Origin of the sequence: Mesorhizobium sp. B2-8-9, assembly GCF_006439475.1 — a bacterium.
Lineage (GTDB): Bacteria > Pseudomonadota > Alphaproteobacteria > Rhizobiales > Rhizobiaceae > Mesorhizobium.
Genome location: NZ_VFTQ01000026.1, coordinates 1 through 18,723, shown reverse-complemented (window position 1 = coordinate 18,723; position 18,723 = coordinate 1). Strand labels below are relative to the sequence as shown.

The following is an 18,723-nucleotide window of genomic DNA, read 5'->3' as shown; positions in this document are numbered from 1 at the left end:
GGTGTTGGAAGAAATGAGGCGCCGGCGATGCGAGCGCCGGTTTGCGCCAAGCTGGAGCACCCCTCATCCGTCGCCTTCGGCGACACCTTCTCCCACAAGGGGAGAAGGGGGAGTCGCGCCACGCCACCCTCAAGTAATCACGCTCGGCTTGTTGCGGCCGGTGTGGCTCTTGATGCCGGCGATGTCGTCGGCGGCGGCGATCAAATCGGCGAGCGCTTCTTGCGTGTCGAGGTCGTGCCTTGCCTTGTCCGGCTCGTAGCGCTCGATATAGACGCGCAGCGTCGCCCCTGACGTGCCGGTGCCGGAGAGGCGAAGCACGACGCGCGAGCCGCCCTCGAACAGGATCCGGATGCCCTGATGCTCGCTCACCGAGCCGTCGACCGGATCGCGATAGGCAAAATCGTCGGCCTTGGCAATCTTCAGGCCGCGCACGGTCGTGCCGGGCAGCGAGCCCAGCTTGGCACGCAATTCGTCGACCAGCGCATTGGCGCGATCGCTCTCGACCTCCTCGTAGTCGTGGCGCGAATAATAGTTGCGCCCGTAGGTCTCCCAATGCTTGGTGACGATGTCCTTGCAGCTCTCGCCGCGCGCAGCGAGGATGTTGAGCCACAGAAGCACGGCCCACAGCCCATCCTTCTCGCGCACATGGTTGGAGCCGGTGCCGGCGCTTTCCTCGCCGCAAATGGTCGCCATGCCGGCATCGAGCAGGTTGCCGAAGAACTTCCAGCCGGTCGGCGTCTCGTAGATGCCGATGCCGAGCTTTTCGGCGACGCGGTCGGCGGCGCCGCTGGTCGGCATCGAGCGGGCAATGCCTTTCAGACCGTCCTTGTAGCCCGGCGCCAGTTTGGCATTGGCGGCAAGCATCGCCACCGAGTCCGACGGCGTGACGAAGATGCCTCTGCCGATGATCAGGTTGCGGTCGCCGTCGCCGTCGGAAGCCGCGCCGAAATCCGGCGCGTCGGGCCCCATCATCTCGTCATAGAGGTGCTTTGCGTGCACCAGGTTCGGGTCCGGGTGGTGGCCGCCGAAATCGGGCAGCGGCTTGAAGTTGCGGCAGGTGCCGTCCGGCGCGCCGAGCCGGCGTTCGAGGATCTCCTTGGCATAGGGGCCGGTTACCGCATGCATGGCGTCGAAGCGCATGCGGAAGCCCGACTTGAAGAGCTTCCTCAGCGCGTTGAAGTCGAACAGGCTTTCCATCAGTTCGGCATAGTCCTTGACCGGGTCGCAGATCTCGACCGTCATGTCGCCGGCCTTGACGGTGCCGATGGTGTCGATGTCGATGGCGCCGATATCGGCGATCTTGAAGCTCTTGAGCTGCTTCGACTTGGCAAAGATCGCGTCGGTGATCTTTTCCGGCGCCGGGCCGCCATTGCCGGCATTGTACTTGATGCCGAAATCCTCGTGCGGGCCGCCCGGATTGTGGCTGGCCGACAGGATGATGCCGCCGAAGGTCTTGTATTTGCGGATGATGTTGGAGGCGGCCGGCGTCGACAGAATCCCGCCCTGCCCGACCATCACCTTGCCGAAGCCGTTGCCGGCGGCGATGGCGATCGCCTTCTGGATGACCTCGCGATTGTAGAAGCGGCCGTCGCCGCCGATCACCAGCGTCTTGCCCCGAAAACCGTCCAGCGCATCGAAGATCGACTGGATGAAGTTCTCGGCGTAGTGCTCCTGCTGGAACACCGGCACCTTTTTCCGCAGGCCGGAGGTGCCTGGCTTCTGGTCGGTATAGGGTTTGGTGGGGACGGTTTTGATCATGCCTCAGGCAGCCCTTTTTGAAAGCAGCAAGCGATAGAGTTCGACGTATTTTTCGGCGCTCTTGTCCCAGGAGACATCGGCCTTCATGCCCTGGCGCTGGATCGAGGCCCAGGTCGCGGGCCGCGCATGCTGCTCGACCAGCCGCTGGATGGCGTGGAGCATCGCGCCGCCATTGTTGGGCGCGAACTGGAAGCCGGTGGCGACGCCGGCCGACAAGGCGGCCTCGTTGGCGTCGATGATGGTGTCGGCCAGACCGCCTGTCCTGGCGACGACCGGCACGCAGCCATAGCGCAGGCCATAGAGCTGGGTCAGCCCGCAGGGCTCGAAGCGGGACGGAATGATGATGGCGTCGCAACCGCCCTGCATGATGTGCGAAAGGTCTTCGTCGTAACCAACGACGACGCCGACGCGGCCGCGATGCCGGGCGGCGGCGGCAAGCAGCGTGCCTTCGAGGCCGGCGTCGCCTGAGCCGAGGATCGCCAGCCGCGCGCCGGCGGCGACGATGCCGTCGACGACCGCGGCCAGGATGTCCATGCCCTTCTGCCAGGTCAGCCGGCTGATGACGCAGACGATCGGGCTGCCATCCGCTTCCAGGCCGAAGCGCTCTTCGACCGCCTTGCGGTTCTTGCCGCGCGCCGCAAGCGTCTCGGCCGAATAGTTGGCGACCAGATGCTTGTCGGTCTGCGGGTTCCAGATGTCGACGTCGATGCCGTTGACGATGCCGTAGAGATCGGTGGAGCGCATGTTTATCAGCCCGTCGAGACCCATGCCGAATTCGGGCAAGCGGATTTCCTGCGCATAGGTCGGGCTGACCGTAGTGATGGCCCAGGCGGCTTGCAGGCCGGCCTTGAGAAAGCCGACGCCGCCATAATATTCGACGCCGTCGAGCTGCATCGCCACGCTCGGCAAGCCGAGCTCGCCGAAGATGCCGGCGCCGAACTGGCCCTGGAAGGCGAGGTTGTGCACGGTGATCAGCGACGGCACGCCGACCGCCTTGCCGTAGCGCATATAGGCAAGCGTCATCGCCGACTGCCAGTCATGGGCATGCACGATGTCGGGCTGGTAACCGGAGATCGCGCCACCGGCAATGTCGCCGCCGGCCTGGCTGAGCGCGGCGAAGCGGCGCCAGTTGTCCGGCCAGTCGGCGCCGGAGGCGGTGCCGTAAGGGCCGCCCTGGCGATCGAAGAGATGCGGCGCGTCCAAAACGAAGAGATCGAGATCGCCGATCTTGGCGGCATGGATCGAAGCCTTGGCGCCCTGCAGCAGCGGATATTGGTAGACCGCCTTCTTCTTGGCGAAGGCCGCCATCACCACGGGATAGCCCGGAACCAGGGTGCGCATCGCCACGCCCTTGCCGGCAAGCGCGATCGGCAAGGCGCCGGCGACGTCGGCAAGCCCGCCGGTCTTGATCAGCGGGAAGATTTCGGGCGTGACCGACAGAACCTGCATGCGCTCCACATTCCGATCTCAAGATGACAGGTCAAAGTGACAACCTGTTGATCCAGTCGTCAGCTTGCTGATCGACCTCGTCAGCCTGCTGATCAACCTTGTCAGGTTGACAGCCGATCAACCTCATCAGGCCGACAGGCTGCTGATCGACCCTACGGGGTCGACAACTTGTTGATCATGTCCTGCGTGATCAGGCAGATGCCCTTCTCCGATACGCGAAAACGCTTGGCGTCGAGCGCCGGGTCCTCGCCCACCACCAGTCCTTCCGGGATGTGGACGCCGTGATCGATGACGACGCGCTTGAGGCTCGCGTTGCGGCCGACCTGGACGTCGGGCAGCATCACCACTTCCTCGAGCTTGGAATAGGAATTGATGCGGGCGCCGGTGAAGATCAGGCTGCGGCGCAGCGAGGCGCCGGAAACGATGCAGTCGCCGGAGACAAGCGAGGAGATCGCCTCGCCGCGGCGGCCGTCCTCGTCATGCACGAACTTTGCCGGCGGCTTTAATTCGGCATAGGTCCAGATCGGCCAGTCGCGGTCGTAAAGATCGAGCTCAGGCGTGATGTCGGTGAGGTCGATATTGGCTTCCCAATAGGCGTCCACCGTTCCGACGTCGCGCCAATAGGGTTCGGCCTCGTGCGAGGAACGCACGCAGGATTTTGCGAAGCGGTGGGCGATCGCCTTGCCGTGCTGGACGATGTAAGGGATGATGTCCTTGCCGAAGTCCCGGCTGGAGCCGGGCTCGGCGGCGTCGCGGCGCAGCTGCTCCATCAGGAACTTGGTCTTGAAGACATAGATGCCCATCGACGCCAGGGCGAATTCCGGCTTATCCGGAATGCCGGGCGGATCGGCCGGCTTTTCGACGAAAGCGATGATGTTGTCCTTCTTGTCGACATGCATGACGCCGAAGCCGGTCGCCTCCATGCGCGGCACTTCCAGGCAGCCGACGGTGACGTCGGCGCCGGCGTCGACATGCTGGCGCAGCATCAGTTCGTAATCCATCTTGTAGATGTGGTCGCCGGCGAGGATGACCATGTATTCGGGGCCGTAGGCCTCGATGATGTCGATGTTCTGGTAGACGGCGTCGGCCGTGCCTTCATACCACTGCGTTTCCGAGACGCGCTGCGATGCAGGCAGGATGTCGAAGCTTTCGTTTCGCTCGGGCCGCAGAAAGTTCCAGCCGCGCTGCAGGTGGCGGATCAGCGAGTGCGCCTTGTACTGGGTGGCGACGCCGAGGCGGCGGATGCCGGAGTTGAGCGCATTGGAGAGGGCGAAATCGATGATGCGCGTCTTGCCGCCGAAATAGACCGCCGGCTTGGCGCGCCGGTCGGTCAGCTCCCTGAGGCGGCTGCCGCGGCCGCCGGCCAACACATAGGCCATGGCATCGCGTGCCAGCGGCTGGGTTCTTCTGATCTCTGCCATTCTGTTACCCTCCCAAACAAGCTGCCCGGACTGTTGCAAGAGCAGGATGAGACATCATCTGCTTCAATCCGTGACGAATTCCAGCATGATCGTCGACAGCGGCGGCAAAAGCATCGTCGCCGATACGCCGCCTCCTTCCCCGCTTGCCTCGACCATGCCGCTATTGCCCATGCCGGAGCCGCCATAGACCTCGGCGTCGGTATTCATGATCTCGCGCCATTTTCCCGCCTTCGGCAGCGGCACGCGATAGTTCTCGCGCGGCACCGGCGTGAAATTGGAGATGACAGCTATCGAATTGCCGTCCGGCGCGCTGCGCAGCCAGGCGAAGACCGAATTGTCGCGGTCGTCGACGATCAGCCAGGAGAAGCCCTCCGGCTCGCAGTCGCGCGCATGCAGCGCCGGGCGCGAACGGTAGAGATAGTTCAGGTCGCGCACCGTCTGCCAGACGCCGCGATGCGGCGCGAATTCGAGCAGGTCCCAGTCGAGCGCGCGTTCCTCGCTCCACTCGCGGCGCTGGGCGAATTCCTGGCCCATGAACAGGAGCTTCTTGCCGGGATAGCCCCACATGAAGGCGTAATAGGCGCGCAGCGTGGCGAATTTCTGCCAGTCGTCGCCTGCCATCTTGTGGAGCAGCGTGCCTTTGCCGTGCACGACCTCGTCATGCGAAAGCGGCAGCACGAAATTTTCGGAGAAGGCGTAGACCAGGCCGAAGGTGATGTCGTTGTGATGGTGCTTGCGGAAGATCGGCTCCTTGGAGAGATACTCCAGCGTGTCGTGCATGAAGCCCATGTTCCACTTGAAGCCGAAGCCGAGGCCGCCTTCATGCACGGGTCGCGACACTTTCGGCCATGAGGTCGATTCCTCGGCGATCGTCATCACGCCGGGGTGGTGGCCGTAGACCTCCTTGTTCATCTTCTGCAGGAAGCTGACGGCCTGCAGGTTCTCGCGCCCGCCCTTCTCGTTGGGGATCCACTCGCCGGCCTTGCGCGAATAATCGAGGTAGAGCATCGAGGCGACCGCGTCGACGCGCAAGCCGTCGACATGGTATTTCTCGGCCCAGAACAGCGCGTTGTTGACCAGGAACGACACCACTTCGCGGCGGCCGAAATTGTAGATGGCCGTATTCCAGTCGGGATGGAAGCCCTGGCGCGGATCGGCATGCTCGTAGAGCGCCGTACCGTCGAATTTCACCAGCCCGTGCTCGTCGACCGGAAAATGCGCCGGCACCCAGTCGAGGATGACGCCGACGCCGGCGCGATGCGCGCCATCGACGAAACGGGCGAAGCCGTCGGGGTCGCCGAAGCGGGCTGTCGGCGCATAAAGCCCGGTGGTCTGGTAGCCCCAGGACGGGTCGTAGGGGTGCTCCGAGATCGGCAGGAACTCGATATGGGTGAAGCCGGTGTCGACCACGTAGGGGATCAGCCGCGCGGCGAGCTCGTCCCAGGAGAGGAATGTGCCGTCGTCGCGGCGCTGCCAGGAGCCGGCATGGACCTCGTAGATCGAGATCGCCTCGCGCCGGGGATCGGCCTTGCGCCAATAGCCGCGATGCGCCTCGTCGTCCCATTGATGCGCCATGGGCGGCGCCGTCACCGAGGCGGTCGCCGGGCGCAATTCCGATTCGAAGGCGAACGGGTCGGCCTTCAGCGGCAGGCGCACGCCGTCGGGCCCGATGATCTCGAACTTGTAGGGCTTGCCCGCGCCGATATCGGGAATGAACAATTCCCAGATGCCCGTGTCCTTACGGTCGCGCATCGTGTGTCGGCGGCCGTCCCATTCGTTGAAGGCGCCGACCACGGAGACGCGCCGCGCATTGGGCGCCCAGACGGCGAAATGGACGCCGGTGGCGCCCTCATGATCGATGATGTGGGCGCCGAGCTTGTCGAACAGCCGTAAGTGCGAACCCTCGGCCATGTAATAGTCGTCCATCGGACCGAGCACCGGGCCGAAGGAATAGGGATCGGTCAGCCACCAATCGCCGCCGGCATTCCTGGCGTGATAGCGCAGCGGCTGGCGCTTGCGGATCGAGACTTTGCCCTCGAAGAAGCCGGCATCGTCGCTGCGGGAAAGCTCGCCGACCTCCTTGCCGGTCAGCGTGTAGGCGGTGACGAATTCGGCATTGGGCACGAAGCAACGGGCAATGAAGCCCTTGCCGGCTTCATGCACGCCCAGGACCGCGAAGGGATCGCCGTGCGTTCCGGCGACAATCGCCGCGACATCGCCGGCTGGCGCCAGTCCGTCCGGCCCGCTTGTCGCAGCGGTCGCGCGCGGCTTCCTCATCAAACGGTCGCCCTCCCAGGGCACCTTGTTCTGGCACATGCCTCGCTCCGGCATGCGCCGTTCTTTGTCTTGGTGCATGTCGTGGTCCCAAAACCGCTACGCACTTTTGGGCGACATGCATCTGGCCACATTCTTTGTGGCTCATGCAATCATATCAGACGGGCACGTTCCAGATGTCTTTCGCATATTGGCGGATTGTGCGATCGGACGAGAACCAGCCGACGCGGGCGACGTTGCGGATGGCGCGCGCGTACCAGTCGGGGCTGTTGCGCCACACGGCGTCGACCTCGCGCTGGCAGGCGGCATAGGAATCGAAGTCGGCCGCCACCATGAACCAGTCGCTTTGGTAGAGCCCGTTCATCAGGTCGCGATAGCGGTCGGGATCGTCGGGTGAGAAGACGCCGGAGGAAATGGCCGATACCGCCTGCGACAGCTCGGACGAGGTCTCGATCACGCCGCGCGGATTGTAGCCATTGTTGCGCCGTTCGGCGACCTCCGCGGTGGTGAGGCCGAAGATGAAGATGTTGTCGTCGCCGACATGTTCCTTGATCTCGACATTGGCGCCGTCGAGCGTGCCGATGGTCAAGGCGCCGTTCAGAGCGAACTTCATGTTGCCGGTGCCCGAAGCTTCCATGCCGGCGGTCGAAATCTGCTCCGAGAGATCGGCGGCCGGCATCAGCACCTCGGCCAGGCTGACATTGTAGTTCGGCACGAACACCACCTTCAGCAGGCCGCGCACCGACGGATCGCCATTGATGACCTTCGCGACGTCGTTGGCCAGCTTGATGATCAGCTTGGCGTTGTGATAGCTGGGCGCCGCCTTGCCGCCGAAGATCTTGACGCGCGGCATCCAGTCCCGTTCCGGATGCGAGCGGATCTGATCGTACAGCGCGATCGCTTCCAGTATGTTGAGCAGCTGGCGCTTGTATTCGTGGATGCGCTTGACCTGGATGTCGAACAGCGCCGACGGATCGATCCTGATGCCGAGCCGGTCGGCGACGAGATTGGCGAGCCGCGCCTTGTTCTGCCGCTTCACACCGGCGAATTTCTCACGGAAAGCCGCGTCATCGGCGAGCGGATCGAGATCCTTGATCGCCTCGATGTCGTCCATGAAGCGGTCGCCGATCGCCTCGCGGGCAAGCGAGGTCAGGCCGGGATTGCACTGGATCAGCCAGCGCCTGGGCGTGATGCCGTTGGTCTTGTTGTTGATGCGATCGGGATAGAGCTTGTGGAGATCGGCGAACACCGTCTCCTTCATCAGCTCGGTGTGCAGCGCCGAGACGCCGTTGATCGAATGCGAGCCGACAAAGGCCAGATTGCCCATGCGCACGCGGCGGTCGCCATTTTCCTGGATCAGCGAGATGCGGGCGATCTGATCACCCGAGAACTGGTTGGTGGCGCGGGCCTCGAGCAGCACCTGCGCATTGATGGCGTAGACGATTTGCATGTGGCGCGGCAGCAGACGCTCGAACAGCGGCACCGGCCAGCTTTCAAGCGCCTCGGGCAACAGCGTGTGGTTGGTGTAGCCGAAGGTGCGTCTGGTGATGTCCCAGGCCTGGTCGAAGTCCATGCCGTGGACGTCCATCAGGAGCCGCATCAGCTCCGGAACGGCGACCGCGGGATGGGTGTCGTTCAAGTGGATCGCCGCCTTGTCGGGCAGCGATTTCAGGTCGCCATACTGGCTCAAATGCCGCTGCACGATGTCCTGCAGCGAGGCGGTGGAGAAGAAATATTCCTGCCGCAGCCTCAGCTCCTGGCCGGCCATGTGGGAATCGGCAGGATAAAGCACGCGCGACAGCGCGTCGGCCTTGTTGCTCTCGGCCAGCGCGCCGATGTGGTCGCCCGCATTGAACTTGTCGAGCAGGATCGGGTCGATCGGCATGCCGGACCAGAGTCTCAGCGTGTTGACGCGCCTGGCGCGCCAGCCGGCCACCGGCGTGTCATAGGCGACGGCCAGCACATGCTCGGTCGGCTTCCAGACGTGGCGTTCGAGCCGGCCATCCTTCGAGGTGATCGATTCCACCGAGCCGCCGAAGCCGACCTCGAAGGAACGCTCGCGCCGTTCGAACTCCCAGGGATTGCCGTGATCGAGCCAGGTCTCCGGCAATTCGACCTGCCAGCCTCCGTGGATTTCCTGGCGGAACATACCATTGGCGTAGCGGATGCCGTAGCCATGGGCGGGGATGTCGACGGTCGCCATGCTTTCCATGAAGCAGGCGGCAAGACGGCCGAGGCCGCCATTGCCGAGTGCCGCGTCCGGCTCGAGCCCCGCGATCAGGTCGAGGTCGACGCCGAGCGAGGACAGCGCCTCGCGCATGTTCTCCATCAGACCGAGATTGGAGAAGGCGTCGCGCATCAGGCGCCCGATCAGGAATTCGAGCGAAAGATAATAGACGCGCTTTTCCTGCTGGTCGTAAGCCTCCTTGGTCGCCTGCATCCATTGATCGACGATGCGGTCGCGCACCACCTTGATCGAAGCGGTCAGCCAGTCATAGGGCGTGGCGACGGTTGTGTCCTTGCCGACCCGGTATTTGAGCGACATCAAGACTTCTTCGGCGAGCGTCTTGGGGTCGGGATTGTCGAGAACAGGGACTTCGATCGTCATGGCGGATGTCATGCTGCCTCTCGTTCAACTGGCCTGATCATAGCGGCTTTCACCGTTCCTCCCAGCCCATCTTAGTGCGTTGCAGCATAGGTTCAATCGATTTACTCAACCGACCCATCAGCCCGCCTTCGGCAACAGGGACATGTCGTGGGGATCAAGCCGCCAGCGCGTCCTCCGGCGGCTTCTTGGCGCCGGTCATCAGCGCCACCGCATCCGACATGGAAATCTGCTTAGGATCGACGACGCAGAGACGCCTTCCAAGCCGGTGGATGTGGATGCGGTCCGCCACCTCGAAGACATGCGGCATGTTGTGCGAGATCAAAACGATCGGCAGGCCACGCTTCTTGACGTCCAGGATCAGCTCAAGCACGCGGCGGCTTTCCTTCACGCCAAGGGCGGCCGTCGGCTCGTCCATGATCACCACTTTCGAGCCGAAGGCGGCAGCACGCGCCACCGCCACGCCCTGGCGCTGGCCGCCCGAAAGCGTCTCCACCGCCTGGCTGATGTTCTGGATGGTCATCAGGCCGAGTTCCGTGAGCTTGTCGCGAGCACGCTTCTCCATCGCCGGACGGTCGAGCATGCGCAGCCAGCTGCCAAGCGGACCTGGCTTGCGGATCTCGCGGCCGAGAAACATGTTGTCGGCGATCGACAGCGCCGGCGACAGGGCGAGGTTCTGGTAGACGGTTTCGATCCCGGCTTCCCGGGCCTCCATCGGCGACTTGAAGGCAACTGGCTTGCCCTCAAGCCGGATTTCGCCTTCGTCGGGCACGGCCGCGCCGGAGATCGCCTTGATCAACGATGATTTACCCGCGCCGTTGTCACCGATGACGGCGAGGATTTCGCCCGGATAGAGGTCGAAATCGGCATTGTCGAGGGCGGTAACGCGGCCATAGCGCTTGATCAGGCCGCGCGCTGTGAGAATGGGCTCCTGGGTCATGACTATGCCGAAACCTTTCTGATCCATTGATCGATCGCCACGGCGCCGATGATCAGCACGCCGGTGAGCAGCACCTTCCATTGCGGATCGGCGCCCAGCATGTTGAGGCCCATCGAGACGACGCCGACGATCATGGCGCCGAACAGCGTGCCGAGGATCGAGCCGCGCCCGCCGAACAGCGAGATGCCGCCGATCACCGTCGCGGTGATGGCCTGCAGATTGTAGTCGGTGACAGCGGCCGACGGCGAGACCGAGCCATTGCGGCCGATCGAGACCCAAGCCGCGAAAGCGGCGATCAGCCCGGCAAGGGCATAGACCGTCATCAGCACTTTCTTGGTCTGGATGCCCGACAGTTTCGCAGCCTCCTGATCGTCGCCGACGGCGTAGACATGGCGGCCCCATGCGGTGTGGTTGAGCACGTACCACAGCAGGATCACCAGCAGGACCATGGCAATGACGCCAAGCGTCAGCACGGCAGAGCCGACCCTGAAGCTCACCGCGAACAGGTGCAGCAGCGGCGCCTGCACGTCGACGTCGGTGTCGCGGATCGTCTCATTGGCCGAATAGATGAAATTCGTGGCCATGACGATGTTCCAGGTGCCGAGCGTGACGATGAAGGGCGGCAGCTTCATGTAGGCGACCAGGAGGCCATTGAGCAGTCCGCAGGCGCCGCCGGCGGCAAGCCCAATCGCCACGGCGAGTATGGCCGGCATGCCATAGGTCACCGCGCAATTGCCCATGATCACCGCCGAAATCACCATGATGACGCCGATCGAGAGATCGATGCCAGCGGTCAGGATGACCAATGTCTGCGCGGCACCGAGAATGCCGACGATGGCGATCTGCTGCAGGATCAGCGTCAGCGTGTAGGACGAAAAGAAACGTCCGCCGATGGCGATGCCGAAGATGATGACCGACAGAACCAGCACGATCAGCGGCACCGCCGCCGGCGTGGAGTGCAGGAAGTGCTGGGCGCGCTTGACGGCCGATTTGTGCTCGTCGAAGGCGGCGACGCTGGTGTCGCTTCCCGTAAGTACTTTCTCGAATTCCTGTATCTGAGACATATGTCCTCCCGTCTGCATACGGCCTCTCATTGCCGCACACGCCGTCGACGCCTATTCCGGTCTTGTCGCCAGGATTGTCGCGCTTTGACGAAAGCGCATCGTCCACCCGATGCGGCCGGGGATCAAGCCCCCAGCCGCACGGTTCGTGGACCTCTCAGAGCATCAGCCCCAGCACTTGGCCAGGCCTTCCTTGGTGTCGATCGACTTGACGCCATTGGCCGGCTTGTCGGTGACAAGGTTGACGCCAGTGTCGAAGAAGTTCTTGCCTTCGGTCGGCTTGGGCTTGGTGCCGTCCTTGGCGAAGGCGGCGATCGCCTCGATGCCGAGCGCCGCCATCTGCAGCGGATATTGCTGCGAGGTGGCGCCGATGACGCCTTCGGTGACCGACTTCACGCCCGGGCAGCCACCGTCGACCGAGACGATCAGCACCTGCTTCTCGAGGCCGACGGCCTTGAGCGCCTGATAGGCGCCGACAGCGGCCGGCTCGTTGATGGTGTGGATGACGTTGATGGTGTTGTCCTTCTGCAGAAGGTTCTCCATCGCCTTGCGGCCGCCCTCTTCGTTGCCGTTCGTCACGTCATGGCCGACGATGCGCGGATCGGTTTCGTCTCCGATCTTGTTGGGGTCCTTCACGTCGATGCCGTAGCCCATCATGAAGCCCTGGTCGCGCAGGACGTCGACGGTCGGCTGCGAGGGGGTCAGGTCGAGGAAGCCGATCTTGGCGTCCTTGGCCTTGTCGCCAAGCGTAGCGGCGGCCCAGGCGCCGATCAGCTTGCCGGCTTCGAGATTGTCCGTTGCGAAAGTGGCGTCGGCGGCGTCGATCGGGTCGAGCGGCGTGTCGAGAGCGATCACCAGCAGGCCGGCGTCACGCGCCTTCTTCACCGTCGGCACGATGCCCTTGGTATCGGAAGCCGTGATCAGGATACCCTTGGCGCCGTCAGCGATGCAGCTTTCGATCGCCGCGACCTGGCTCTCGCTGTCGCCGTCGATCTTGCCGGCATAGGTCTTGAGGTCAACGCCGAGTTCCTTGGCCTTGGCGGTCGCGCCCTCCTTCATCTTGACGAAGAAGGGATTGGTGTCGGTCTTGGTGATGAGGCAGGCGCCGACGCCCGCGGCCGACGCGGACGAGGCGAACGCGAGCAGGCCCAGCCCGGCCGCCGCGAATACGGTGGATTTCAGCAGCGATTTCTTGGTCACGATTTCCTCCCAGTGGAACCATTCCGGACGCCAGCCAACCCGGCGCCTCAAACGCATCCAACCATTTCTCCCAGCGTGGACGCCAGATCAAAAGACACCAGTCCGCAACGGCTGTCAATAATTAAATCACTCTTATTTATTATTGACAGCCTTGCGCTGTTCACCCATTCTGAACGAAAAGTATCGAGGGGAAACAGACGGGAGGAAACAGGGTGGAGACCGGCATTGCGAGGCACGGTTCGCCCGAGGCTTTGGAGAGCCGGCTGCACCGCGGCACCAACCAGAGCGGCATGCGCGACCACAATGAGCGGCTCGTGCTGTCCCTGGTGCGCCAGCATGGCAGCCTGGCCAAATCCGACATTGCGCGTATGACCGGGCTGTCGGCCCAGACGGTGTCGGTGATCATGCGCGAGCTCGAGGAAGACAAGCTGCTTGTGCGCCAGGCGCCGCTGCGCGGCAAGATCGGCCAACCGTCGATTCCGATGGCGCTCAATCCGGAAGGCGCTTTTTTTATCGGCCTCAAGATCGGCAGGCGCTCGGCCGAGCTCGTGCTGATCGACTTCCTCGGCAATGTGCGCGCCATGCTGCAGCATTCCTACCGCTATCCCGCACCGCGCGAGACTGTCGAATTCGTCACTGCCGGCATCAAGACGATGCGCGGCGAACTGACGCCGGCCCAGGACAAGCGCATTGCCGGGCTCGGCATCGCCATGCCGTTCGAGCTATGGAACTGGGCAGACACGGCCGGCGCGCCGCGCGAGATCATGGACGAATGGCGCCATCGCGACATCCGCGCCGACATCCAGGGGCAGTGCGAGTTCCCGGTTTACCTGCAGAACGACGCGACTTCGGCTTGCGGCGCGGAGCTCGTCTTCGGACGAGCGGGCGCAGCGCGCGATTTCGTCTATTTCTACATCGGCGCCTTCGCCGGCGGCGGCATCGTGCTCAATGGCCGCCTCTACAGCGGGCCGAACGGCAACGCCGGCGCGCTGGGCTCGATGCCGGTGCCCGGACCGGACGGCAAGCCAACGCAGCTCATCGACGTCGCCTCGATCGCGATGCTGGAAAAGGCGCTCTCCGCCAAGGGCATCGACGGCTCCTATCTGTGGACCTCGCCGCAGGAATGGGGCGAGATCGGCGCCGATCTCGACGAGTGGATCGCCAGCGCATCGCGGGCGCTGGCCTATGCCATTGTCGCTGCCTCGTCGGTCATCGATTTCGAAGCGGCAGTTATCGACGGCTGGATGCCGCTCGATGTGCGGCGCCGGCTGGTCGATGCCGTCACGGAAGCGATCGCCCGCGTCGATGCCGAAGGACTGAAACTGCCTGTCGTGCGCGAGGGAACGGTCGGCATTCACGCACGCGCCATGGGCGGCGCCAGCCTGCCGCTCTCGGAGCGCTTCCTGATCGGGCCTCACACGTCCGGAGGGGCCTGACATGCTGATCGGCATCCCGTCGCTGCTCGGGCCCCAGTTCCTGGCGACGCTCAGGGCAATGGGCCATGGCGACGAGATCGCGATCGTCGACGGCAATTATCCGGCCGAGGAACAGGCGCGGCGGCTGATTCGCGCCGACGGCCACCACGTTATAGCCGTCCTCGACGCCGTGCTCAGTGTGCTGCCGGTGGACGAGGCTGTGCCGGAGGCATTGTTTCGTGCCTCGGTGAAGGGCGACCCGGCGCTGGCCGACGCCGTGCATCATGAGATGGAATCGGTTTGCGCCAGGCGTGCGCCGGGCCACAAGGTGGTTGCGCTGGCCGGGCCCGACTTCTATGCACGCGTCAAGGCGGCGCACGCCATCGTTGCGACCAGCGAACCCAGGCTCTTTGCCAACATCATCATTCGCAAGGGCGTGATCCATCCGCCGGAGACCAAGACGACATGATCCTTTGCTGTGGCGAAGCCCTGATCGACATGCTGCCGCGCACCACGACGCAAGGCGAAGCGGCCTTCGCGCCCTATGTCGGCGGCGCGGTGTTCAACTCGGCGATCGCGCTCGGCCGGCTCGGCGCTCCGGCCGGCTTCTTCTCCGGCCTCTCCTCCGACCTGTTCGGCGGCCAGTTCCGCGAGGCGCTCGGCGCAAGCAAGGTGAGTTCCACCTATGCGCACACCTCGCCGCGTCCGACGACACTCGCCTTCGTGCGGCTCACCAACGGCCAGGCGACCTACACCTTCTATGACGAGAACACCGCCGGGCGCATGCTCACCATCGAGGACCTGCCGAAGCTCGGGTCCGAGATCGAGGCGATGCTGTTCGGCGCCATCAGCTTGATCTCCGAGCCGGCGGGATCCGCCTATGAGGAATTCATGCGGCGCGAGCACCGGAGTCGGGTGATGATGCTCGACCCCAACATCCGGCCGAATTTCATCCCCGACAAGGCGAAGCATCTGAGGCGTATCCGCGAGATGATGGCGATGGCCGACATCGTTAAACTGTCCGACGAGGATCTCAAATGGTTCGACGAGGCCGGCTCGCATGAGGACGTGGTGCGCAACTGGCTGGAGCGCGGGCCGAAGCTGATCGTCGTCACCCATGGCAGCGAAGGCGCCGTCGGCTACAGCAAGGCGCACAAGGTCACCGTCATGCCGCAGAAAGTGAAGGTCATCGACACGGTCGGCGCAGGCGACACCTTCAACGCCGGCATTCTGGCCTCCCTGCACGAGCAGGGCCTGCTCACCAAAGCGGCGATCGGCGACCTGCCGGAAGATGCGATCCGGCAGGCGCTGGAGCTCGGCGCCAAGGCGGCGGCGGTGACGGTTTCGCGGGCCGGCGCCAACCCGCCCTGGCGGCACGAAATCGCCTGATCCAGCGTGGGAGCGGACGCGAATCCGCCCTTCGCGGCCGATCACTTTATGTTTCCCACCGGTGCAACGACGCGATAAGAGGGGCCGGAAAACGCCTCTCGCGGCTCGGATTTCCGGGTTTTTCAGGCATTGCGCCGGCAAAATCGGCAACAGGCTGCGACACCTGAGCAATTTGCGCCGGCCGCCACCGGCTTTCTCAGCCGGTTCAAGTCTGTTACCAGCGGGCCGGTTTTACAGGCAGTTTCGAGGGCGACATGCAGTTCATCGATCTTGGCGCGCAGCGCGAACGTATCCGCGACCGGCTGAAGGCCGCGATCGACCACGTCGTCGAGGACGGCCGTTATATCCTCGGGCCGCAGGTTGCGGAATTCGAGAACAAGCTCGCCGCCTATATCGGCGTCAGGCATGTGGTCGCCTGCGCCAACGGCACCGACGCGCTGCTCCTGCCGCTGTTTGCCGCCGGCATCGGCCCGGGCGATGCCGTGTTCGTGCCGAGCTTCACCTTCGCAGCCACCGCCGAGGTGGTGGCGCTCGCCAAGGCCGAGCCGGTCTTCGTCGACGTCGACCGCGACACCTATAACATCGACATCGCCAGCCTCGAGGCGGCGATCGAGATGATCAAGAAGGAAGGTAGGCTGAAGCCGAAGGCGATCATCCCGGTCGATCTGTTCGGGCTCTCCGCGAATTACGAGGCGATCATGGCGATCGCCAGGCGCGAGAACCTGTTGGTGATCGAGGACGCTGCGCAGTCGATGGGCGGTTCCGCCGACGGCACCATGTGCGGCGCCTTCGGCCATGTCGGCTCGACCAGCTTTTATCCGGCGAAGCCGCTTGGCTGCTACGGCGATGGCGGCGCGATGTTCACCAACGATGCTGCGCTGGCCGACAAGCTCCGTTCCTTCGCCTTCCACGGCAAGGGCGAGACGCAATATGACAATGTCCGCGTCGGCATCAATTCGCGCCTCGACACGCTGCAGGCGGCGATCCTGATCGAAAAGCTCGCCATCCTCGAGGATGAGATGGTGGCCAGGCAGGTGGTCGCGGACCGCTATGCCAAGGGCCTTGGCGACATCGTCAAGGCCTCACGCAATCTCGGCCACGGCCGCTCGGCCTGGGCGCAGTACGCCATCGAGACGCCGAAGCGCGACGGGCTCAAGGCCCATCTCGGCGAAAAGGGCATCCCGTCGGTGATCTATTATGTGAAGCCGCTGCACGAGCAGGTCGCCTACAAGCACTATCCGCGCACGCCGACCGGCCTTGCCGTCTCGGAGGAATTGCCGAAGCAGATCCTCTGCCTGCCGATGCATGCCTATTTGAGCGAAGCCGACCAGGGCCGGATTATCGAGACGATCAGGAATTACATCGGCTCGAACTCGGCGCATGTAGCGGCGGCCTGATCTCCCTCAGTGTCGCTCAAGACGACAGAGGGTCGCCATCGCATAGGACTCACAGCCAGGCCAAGCCTGAATGCGGCCGCACTGCATCAGCCGCAGCGTACATGCTCTGCGGTCTTTCTTTGTCAGCCTGACCGGCGCCTCGATCGCCGCCATGTTCGCCAACGGGCTTGCCCGTCTGGCAGTTTACATTCCGCCCTTTCACTTTTGCATACGATGCCACGGCGAAGTGATTGATGCCGGGAACAAATTAGCAGTCCGAAAGTTCGCGAGAACGGCGAACCGGGAGAAGGAGTAACCGCTGCCGTCCCCGGTTCGTTGAAGGCCGACTTTCGTTCCAGGATGCCCTGCACATGAAGATTGCCCAGATCGCACCCCTGACTGAGTCCGTGCCACCCAAGTTCTATGGCGGGACCGAGCGCATCGTTTCCTATTTAACGGAAGAGTTGGTTCGAAGGGGCCATGACGTGACTTTGTTCGCCAGCGGCGATTCACGTACTTCGGCCGAACTGGTGGCATGTTGCGACGTTGCGCTACGCCTGAATCAGAAAGCACAGAATCCCATTCCTTACCACGTCATGATGCTTGAAGAGGTTCGCAGACGGGCGAATGAATTCGACGTGCTGCATTTCCACGTCGACGTTCTCCATTTCCCGATAATTCGAGAGTTCGCGCAGCGAACCGTTACCACGCTTCATGGCCGGCTCGACCTTCCGGACCTGGCGCAGCTTTACGCGATGTTCAACGACATTCCACTGGTCTCGATTTCGGACGACCAGCGCCGGCCCATGCCGCCGGTCAACTGGCTTGGAACGATCTATCACGGCCTGCCGAACAATCTCCTGCCATTCCGGCCGAAAGCCGCTGGATACCTCGCGTTCCTCGGCCGCATCTCACCCGAAAAGGGACCGGAGGCCGCGATAGAAATCGCCGCGCGCGCCGGAATGCCGCTGAAGATCGCAGCCAAAATCGACGCAGTGGACCAATCATTTTGGAGCGACAGGGTCGAACCACAGGTGCTTCGGCATTCGAATGTCGAGTTCATCGGCGAAATTGATGAGCGTGCGAAGGCGGAATTTTTGGGCAATGCGACGGCGCTGCTGTTTCCGATCGATTGGCCGGAGCCGTTCGGCCTCGTGACGATCGAGGCGATGGCCTGCGGTACCCCGGTGGTTGCGTTCAACCGCGGAGCCGTTCCGGAGGTCATCGATCATGGCGTGTCCGGACTGATAGTGGAAAGCATTGACGAAGGCGTCGAAGCTGTGCGGCGGATAGGCAGTCTCGATCGCGCACGTGTGCGGAAAACTTTTGAAAGGCGATTCACGGTCGGGCGCATGTGCACCGACTATTTGGGGATCTACCGCCTGCTGGCGCGCGACGAGCAATTTCCACTCGGCTCGCGAAACGGGTTCGCCGAAAACGCGGCTGAAATAGCCAGCACTTTTTAACAGCACCGCTTGAGACGAGTTGGCGGTTAGAATCGCCGGGTTCCCGCCGCATTCGATCGGACTCGAACAGCGGAAGCTTCGCCGAATATCCGCCAAGATTTCAATGACGCTCTCGGGATCATAGGCATCGCAGCATTGATGCGAGATACTGTTGATAGGAGATGGTCGGGCGCAGGCATATGCGATGAGCGCCTGCATCGGCCGTCTGAACAGGAGGGATGAGATGAGCATCGAAGTCGAAGAACGCAAGCTTAATCCAGCGGTCGCTCTCCCCGCACTCGATGAATCGGCACCGCGCGAGCCGCATAGGCAATTTGCGCTGAAGCATGAGGACTGCTTCGTCGTCGCGGACAGCTATGGCGACATACG

The 18,723-nt window shown here is 63.5% G+C and carries 13 protein-coding genes; 5 read left to right on the top strand and 8 right to left on the bottom strand.

The features are described 5' to 3' along the window. Positions 1–129 precede the first annotated feature (129 nt). From FJ423_RS25220 to FJ423_RS25185, 8 genes are all read right to left on the bottom strand, one after another. Positions 130–1,758 carry an alpha-D-glucose phosphate-specific phosphoglucomutase gene (locus tag FJ423_RS25220; RefSeq protein ID WP_140845715.1) on the bottom strand — a complete coding sequence of 543 codons (1,629 nt, stop codon included), beginning with the start codon at positions 1,756–1,758 and terminating at the stop codon, positions 130–132. A 3-nt stretch (positions 1,759–1,761) separates the two neighbouring features. After that, a complete protein-coding gene (glgA, locus tag FJ423_RS25215; protein ID WP_140845714.1) occupies positions 1,762–3,207 on the bottom strand; it encodes a glycogen synthase GlgA in 1,446 nt (481 codons plus the stop codon). 152 nt (positions 3,208–3,359) lie between these two features. Beyond that, on the bottom strand, positions 3,360–4,628 hold the full coding sequence (gene glgC / locus FJ423_RS25210) for a glucose-1-phosphate adenylyltransferase (protein ID WP_140635175.1): 1,269 nt from the start codon (positions 4,626–4,628) through the stop codon (positions 3,360–3,362). Positions 4,629–4,691: 63 nt separating this feature from the next. Beyond that, entirely contained in the window at positions 4,692–6,905 is a 2,214-nt protein-coding gene (glgB, locus tag FJ423_RS25205) for a 1,4-alpha-glucan branching protein GlgB (protein WP_140845775.1), read from the bottom strand. 154 nt (positions 6,906–7,059) lie between these two features. Then, positions 7,060–9,522: a glycogen/starch/alpha-glucan phosphorylase gene (locus tag FJ423_RS25200; protein ID WP_140845713.1), complete on the bottom strand. Its 2,463-nt coding sequence runs from the start codon at positions 9,520–9,522 to the stop codon at positions 7,060–7,062. 142 nt (positions 9,523–9,664) lie between these two features. After that, entirely contained in the window at positions 9,665–10,447 is a 783-nt protein-coding gene (locus FJ423_RS25195) for an ATP-binding cassette domain-containing protein (protein ID WP_176477005.1), read from the bottom strand. Positions 10,448–10,449: 2 nt separating this feature from the next. Beyond that, entirely contained in the window at positions 10,450–11,511 is a 1,062-nt protein-coding gene (locus tag FJ423_RS25190) for an ABC transporter permease (RefSeq protein WP_140541596.1), read from the bottom strand. A 162-nt stretch (positions 11,512–11,673) separates the two neighbouring features. Then, a complete protein-coding gene (locus tag FJ423_RS25185; protein WP_095767162.1) occupies positions 11,674–12,708 on the bottom strand; it encodes a sugar ABC transporter substrate-binding protein in 1,035 nt (344 codons plus the stop codon). Between the two features lie 212 nt (positions 12,709–12,920). Between FJ423_RS25185 and FJ423_RS25180 the strand changes: the two genes are divergently transcribed. The 5 genes from FJ423_RS25180 to FJ423_RS25160 all read left to right on the top strand — a co-directional run bounded on the left by FJ423_RS25180 (position 12,921) and on the right by FJ423_RS25160 (position 18,354). Continuing rightward, entirely contained in the window at positions 12,921–14,144 is a 1,224-nt protein-coding gene (locus FJ423_RS25180; RefSeq protein ID WP_140845712.1) for an ROK family transcriptional regulator, read from the top strand. Position 14,145: 1 nt separating this feature from the next. Beyond that, positions 14,146–14,592, top strand: a complete 447-nt coding sequence (locus FJ423_RS25175; RefSeq protein WP_095766828.1) for an RbsD/FucU domain-containing protein — start codon at positions 14,146–14,148, stop codon at positions 14,590–14,592. Then, complete coding sequence (locus FJ423_RS25170) at positions 14,589–15,512, top strand: carbohydrate kinase (RefSeq protein WP_140845711.1); 924 nt, start codon at positions 14,589–14,591, stop codon at positions 15,510–15,512. The genes FJ423_RS25175 and FJ423_RS25170 overlap by 4 nt, the downstream gene beginning before the upstream one ends. Positions 15,513–15,766: 254 nt before the next feature. Then, positions 15,767–16,909 (top strand): DegT/DnrJ/EryC1/StrS aminotransferase family protein, encoded by a 1,143-nt coding sequence (locus FJ423_RS25165; protein ID WP_140845710.1) that lies wholly within the window; start codon positions 15,767–15,769, stop codon positions 16,907–16,909. A gap of 350 nt (positions 16,910–17,259) precedes the next feature. Then, the gene (locus FJ423_RS25160; protein WP_140845709.1) at positions 17,260–18,354 is read left to right on the top strand and encodes a glycosyltransferase family 4 protein; all 1,095 of its coding nucleotides are present in this window, start codon (positions 17,260–17,262) and stop codon (positions 18,352–18,354) included. Positions 18,355–18,723: the final 369 nt, after the last annotated feature.

Excerpts from the sequence above, each read along its gene's own strand:
- FJ423_RS25220 (WP_140845715.1), bottom strand. The coding sequence starts at position 1,758 with ATGATCAAAACCGTCCCCACCAAACCCTATACCGACCAGAAGCCAGGC.
- glgA (WP_140845714.1), bottom strand. The coding sequence starts at position 3,207 with ATGCAGGTTCTGTCGGTCACGCCCGAAATCTTCCCGCTGATCAAGACC.
- glgC (WP_140635175.1), bottom strand. The coding sequence starts at position 4,628 with ATGGCAGAGATCAGAAGAACCCAGCCGCTGGCACGCGATGCCATGGCC.
- glgB (WP_140845775.1), bottom strand. The coding sequence starts at position 6,905 with ATGAGGAAGCCGCGCGCGACCGCTGCGACAAGCGGGCCGGACGGACTG.
- FJ423_RS25200 (WP_140845713.1), bottom strand. The coding sequence starts at position 9,522 with ATGACATCCGCCATGACGATCGAAGTCCCTGTTCTCGACAATCCCGAC.
- FJ423_RS25195 (WP_176477005.1), bottom strand. The coding sequence starts at position 10,447 with ATGACCCAGGAGCCCATTCTCACAGCGCGCGGCCTGATCAAGCGCTAT.
- FJ423_RS25190 (WP_140541596.1), bottom strand. The coding sequence starts at position 11,511 with ATGTCTCAGATACAGGAATTCGAGAAAGTACTTACGGGAAGCGACACC.
- FJ423_RS25175 (WP_095766828.1), top strand. The coding sequence starts at position 14,146 with ATGCTGATCGGCATCCCGTCGCTGCTCGGGCCCCAGTTCCTGGCGACG.
- FJ423_RS25170 (WP_140845711.1), top strand. The coding sequence starts at position 14,589 with ATGATCCTTTGCTGTGGCGAAGCCCTGATCGACATGCTGCCGCGCACC.
- FJ423_RS25165 (WP_140845710.1), top strand. The coding sequence starts at position 15,767 with ATGCAGTTCATCGATCTTGGCGCGCAGCGCGAACGTATCCGCGACCGG.
- FJ423_RS25160 (WP_140845709.1), top strand. The coding sequence starts at position 17,260 with ATGAAGATTGCCCAGATCGCACCCCTGACTGAGTCCGTGCCACCCAAG.